This is a genomic window from Desulfosporosinus sp. I2 (genome assembly GCF_000960765.1).
Taxonomy (GTDB): domain Bacteria; phylum Bacillota; class Desulfitobacteriia; order Desulfitobacteriales; family Desulfitobacteriaceae; genus Desulfosporosinus.
Map to the genome: position 1 here is coordinate 1 of NZ_JYNH01000225.1, position 4,452 is coordinate 4,452.

A 4,452-nucleotide genomic window follows, 5' to 3' on the forward strand; every position below is an offset into this window, starting at 1 on the left:
TTCTAATCCAAGGTTGTTCCTCAACAAAACTTCTTACTAAGAATGTTGAAGAAATCCAGAAGATTACTGTGGTTAATTTGAGAGATGGAAATCGCACGTCGGAGATTACGCAAGCTGAAAATAGAGATTTAATCAATACAATTTACAACTCAATTAATGCAACAAAAACCCGAACGGAAACCAAACCTGATGCTTCGGAAGAGCAGACAACCGAACCGCATTTTACAATTACAATATACGATTCAGATGGTACTCAAGAGAACATATACTCGACCGAAGGTGGTGGATTTTTTTATAAAAGATTATCTGGATTCGGATGGGTGGGCGGTAGAAACAATGGTTTATATGAGGTCATAAATAAGCTATAACGACAGTATAAGGGTAGGTTAAACGGCGAAGATGCAATCTGGTATTAATCAGATACGTAGAATATTTGGTGAACATTAATCTGAAAAATGGTTAAACAAATATTAAGCTTTAGTAAGACCTTCTCAAAGAGAGCGTGGTCCGTGGCCTAACCAAGGATAATCTCTGAGAGAATTTTTGGGTAGTGTTTAGACGAAAGATAACTTGAGAGTGTATTAACCAGAGGGGAGGCATTAACTATGAAGAAGATTGTCCTATTTAGTATACTATTGATTTTTTCTTTTTCTTTAGCTGCTTGCTCTAAGCCTGTAACTAGTGCTGATGAATCTCAATCATTAGAAAGAAACACTGTAAATGCACAAAAGGGAGTAGAAGAATTTAAGAAAAGGGCAGGAGAAAAAGGATTAACGGAATCAAAGGTACATACGCTTGGGAATCTTGGCTATTTAGAACAAGAAATATTGAATCTCTCATCTGATAAAATAGCCGAGATTTTCGCGCCTGGAGCAACAAATGATGGTGCTCCATTATTTATGGCAAATGATAAACAAATAGAGGAACTTAAAGAAGTTAGTATTGATAGTAAGATGAGCGCAATTTTAGGAAACTTAGGATATACATATGATAAAATGTTGAGGCTGTCTCCTAATGAAGTTGATTTTGTATTCCCGAATACTGAACTTATGGCTAATCTGGCACAGAAAGGATTTAGCGAGCAAGAGGTTCAAAGTTGGCTTGATAAAGGTAAAACATATAAAGAAGTCATAAGAGAAGCTTTGATTTCAATGTCGGTAACAGGATGTGGGACAAAGGTAATAAAGGATGTTAATAAAACAGGTAACATTAACCTGCAAACCAATAGTGAAAAGGTCAACTATAATACCAAAGAAGTTGATATTACCTATATGAATGAAAAATGTGGTTTTACTCTCGATTTCCCTAGCTATTGGAATGAAGAATATTTTATTGAAGATTTAAACGGTATGGGTGTAAGGATACATCATAAGGATACATGGTTAAAGAATGGGGCAGGAACTCTTTTTCAAATAACGGTGTTTGATAAATCAAAAGATGAGTGGAACAAAATTGGCAAAATACTCGTAGAAACAGTAGGACTACGGAAGATATATGAAAATGACAAAGAGGTGTTCGGATTTTCTTGTCCAACTGATGTACAATATATTCCAGATGATAAGGATTTGTGTAGTCAATATATGAAGATGGAAAATGACGTTTTCAAAGTAGTGGAGACCTTTAAAAAAATAAATTAGTATTTGTTTGATGGCAACGATTGTAACATCGATGATAATAGGGACGTCGTAACCCGACGTCGCAAACCTCAGAATGTAATCCGTATTATTTAGGTCTGGTTCAAGGCAGGGGGTGTTCATGATAAAGAGTGGGCTACCATACCGTATACTTATAAAGAGCAATCTATTACTGGTTACGTTAGTGTTAATTTTGCCAATTTTGCTTACCGCTTGTGCTAGCGTGAAAAATATACGGGTTAATGAGTTGAATAGCTTTTTCAAAGATTTATCACGAAAACATAGTGGTATACAAAAAGTTAAGATTCAACAAATCGGCGATGAGTATTTAACTGTTAACTTTCAATTAGAACAGGATTTGGCACCTGAAGTAAGGCAAACATTGTTTGAGCGAACCAGGGATTACATGCAAAATAATCAGACCAAAAAGTTAGTGTGCCAATATCTTGGAAAAAAAGGTATTGAATGTGATGTACTTTATAATCGACTTGGTGTTAGATTTGAAAATGTTCATACTGAAGACTACTGGGTCTATTATAAGACTTTAGATACTGGCCAATGGGAGTTGGTTACTAAAAACATAGAAGAGGTAACGGTATCGCCGATACACTAAAAATCTATAACCTTAAAGATTTGTGCTAGACATAATCGCATGTTGCTTCAGATAACTGTCCTTCTTTAATGAAGAAATAGAACAGCTTATGACTAATATTAAAAACGCCCCATAGCACCCCAAGTGTATAATGCCAATTCTTCCTTACATTGAAATCTCCAACTTTTTTAAAAAATATGTAACCTTTTGTACCCCTTGTATACTCTATATCAGGGAGAACAACATTTTGACCTTTTGTACGCTAAGATGCATTACTTGAACTTGACCATGATTATAATAAATATTGCAAATAAACTCCAAAATAATCCTCTCCGAGTCTGGTAAAGGATACCTCTCGCACGCATCCACGCGTACAAAGTTAAAAATTTTACCAGAATGGGGGTTATAATCATGGGTATAAAGCATGTAATAGTTTGCCTCATTGCAATTCTTACTTTTACGGGATGTTCATCTCAAAAGACAATTGATGATGGCACAGTGACCGCAATTGTGGCCGTCCATAAAACAATAAAACATGAGCCTTTGATGTTTGCCGACAAGGGAAAGGTCAAAGTGGTCATAGTGAAAAATGAGGATATTAATGGTGATGGAAAAATTGAGAGAATTGAATATACCGCAGCAGACCTATTAGAAAGTGTTCAAACTATAACCTTGAAAATCAATGAAATTGAGACCTCATTCATTGCGTCTAATCCATCTTTGGATTTTAATATTATCGAGATTAATAATAAGGATAAGTTCAAAGTGATTGATATTTTTGAAGAAGGGCCAAGTGGTGACCCAAAAAGCACCCTATTTATCTATAGTGGAAAAACAATTCAGAAAATTGGAGAGTTACTAGCAGACGAATACAATTTAGATGGGCTATCAAAAATATGGACGCCTTTAGATACTATTAGTTTCCTAGAACCAAAGATTAATCTTGGGTGGACTGAAATGAATGATAGACAGCAGCTTATTTACAAGCAAATCGACAAAAGTTCATCTCTTAATAAACGATATAGGATATCGGTTGCCCAAGATTCTGAAAATTCCCCTAGGAGAATATATAAAACCCTAGACTCCAGCCCCTATGGAGAAGATTTTATCGCTGAGGTAAGGTTGGGGGATGAGGTTACGGTTACTGATATTAAGAAGCAAGGCGGCAAGGAGGTTGCTTTAAGAGTAAAGCTAGACGATGGAAAAGAAGGTTGGATGATTCACTTATTTGGAGGGGATTAAATTTTGTGTATTCGGACAACGACTTTGTAGTAGAAATGGTCGCTTCGTAAGATGGGGCTATAACCAGACGTCGCAACCTTTAGCTGTAAATTAGTAGCGATAGCGGCACATAAGATTACCTTAAGAGGGGATGGGACTGTGAAAAACAAAGAGCGAATCATATGGATTGGTTCATTGGTCATAACTCTAGCCGTATCCTTAATCGTTGTTCATCAATATCAAACCAAGTTAAGCAACTCTGAGCAAAAGAGGATAAGTCTTTCTAACGACATTATCCAACTACAGCAACAAAATGGAGATTATGTCACTCAAGTAGCGGAATTAATGGGCGACATTGAAAACTTTAGTTATGGCGATGAACTTACCTTTTATAAAAATGATGAAAAATCTAATAAAAACCCGACGGCTATCAGCGTTGTTACTAAATCCCTTGAGGCTAGCAAGACAAATGATTATGATACATGGTTGTCCACATATACAAATGATAGACAAAAGGGTTTCTCCAGAGAGGCAAATGGTAAATTTGGCGTTATCAGGTTAGATATCTTGAGTATTCATTATGTGACAGATACAAGATATAAGCACAATATATTAAAGAGTGAAAGAGCAATTGAAAAAGGCTTGACAGCAGACAATATAGCAGTTATATCTGCTCTTTACGAAGCAAAATATGACGGTACAAAAGCGCCTTCAAGTTTTGGTGATTTTGACTGGCATTATGTTCTTATTAGAGAAGATAAAGATTCACCGTGGCTTATTCAGGAGTGGGGATATGGATTTGGAGGAATCTAATCCAGTTATATGAGTAAACGAAAATAGCCCCACCAAGTTTAGATTTGGGCTACGTCAGTCTTTGTTTAAATGGTTCTCGGCGAATTGGGGATTGGCTCTGACCAAAGGTAAGTGTCAAATACAGCTCTGTCGCATTTTTCTATTTATGTGCAGTTTAGTACAATCAAATGTTCTGACAGTTAAGTGACACAG

Annotated in this window: 5 protein-coding genes; all 5 read left to right on the forward strand. The window is 36.1% G+C overall.

The genetic code is table 11. The annotated features are described in order from the left end of the window. A partial coding sequence (locus tag UF75_RS24775) for a hypothetical protein (protein WP_045577187.1) occupies positions 1–368 on the forward strand: 368 nt, incomplete at its 5' end. A 237-nt stretch (positions 369–605) separates the two neighbouring features. Next, entirely contained in the window at positions 606–1,637 is a 1,032-nt protein-coding gene (locus UF75_RS26655) for a hypothetical protein (protein ID WP_052693646.1), read from the forward strand. A 118-nt stretch (positions 1,638–1,755) separates the two neighbouring features. Further along, the gene (locus tag UF75_RS24785; RefSeq protein WP_045577188.1) at positions 1,756–2,247 is read left to right on the forward strand and encodes a hypothetical protein; all 492 of its coding nucleotides are present in this window, start codon (positions 1,756–1,758) and stop codon (positions 2,245–2,247) included. Positions 2,248–2,637: 390 nt separating this feature from the next. Then, positions 2,638–3,468, forward strand: a complete 831-nt coding sequence (locus UF75_RS24795) for a hypothetical protein (RefSeq protein WP_045577190.1) — start codon at positions 2,638–2,640, stop codon at positions 3,466–3,468. Between the two features lie 138 nt (positions 3,469–3,606). Further along, positions 3,607–4,260: a DUF4829 domain-containing protein gene (locus tag UF75_RS24800; RefSeq protein WP_045577191.1), complete on the forward strand. Its 654-nt coding sequence runs from the start codon at positions 3,607–3,609 to the stop codon at positions 4,258–4,260. Positions 4,261–4,452 lie beyond the last annotated feature (192 nt).

Coding starts and splice junctions, on each gene's coding strand:
- UF75_RS24785 (WP_045577188.1), top strand. CDS start 1,756: ATGATAAAGAGTGGGCTACCATACCGTATACTTATAAAGAGCAATCTA.
- UF75_RS24795 (WP_045577190.1), top strand. CDS start 2,638: ATGGGTATAAAGCATGTAATAGTTTGCCTCATTGCAATTCTTACTTTT.
- UF75_RS26655 (WP_052693646.1), top strand. CDS start 606: ATGAAGAAGATTGTCCTATTTAGTATACTATTGATTTTTTCTTTTTCT.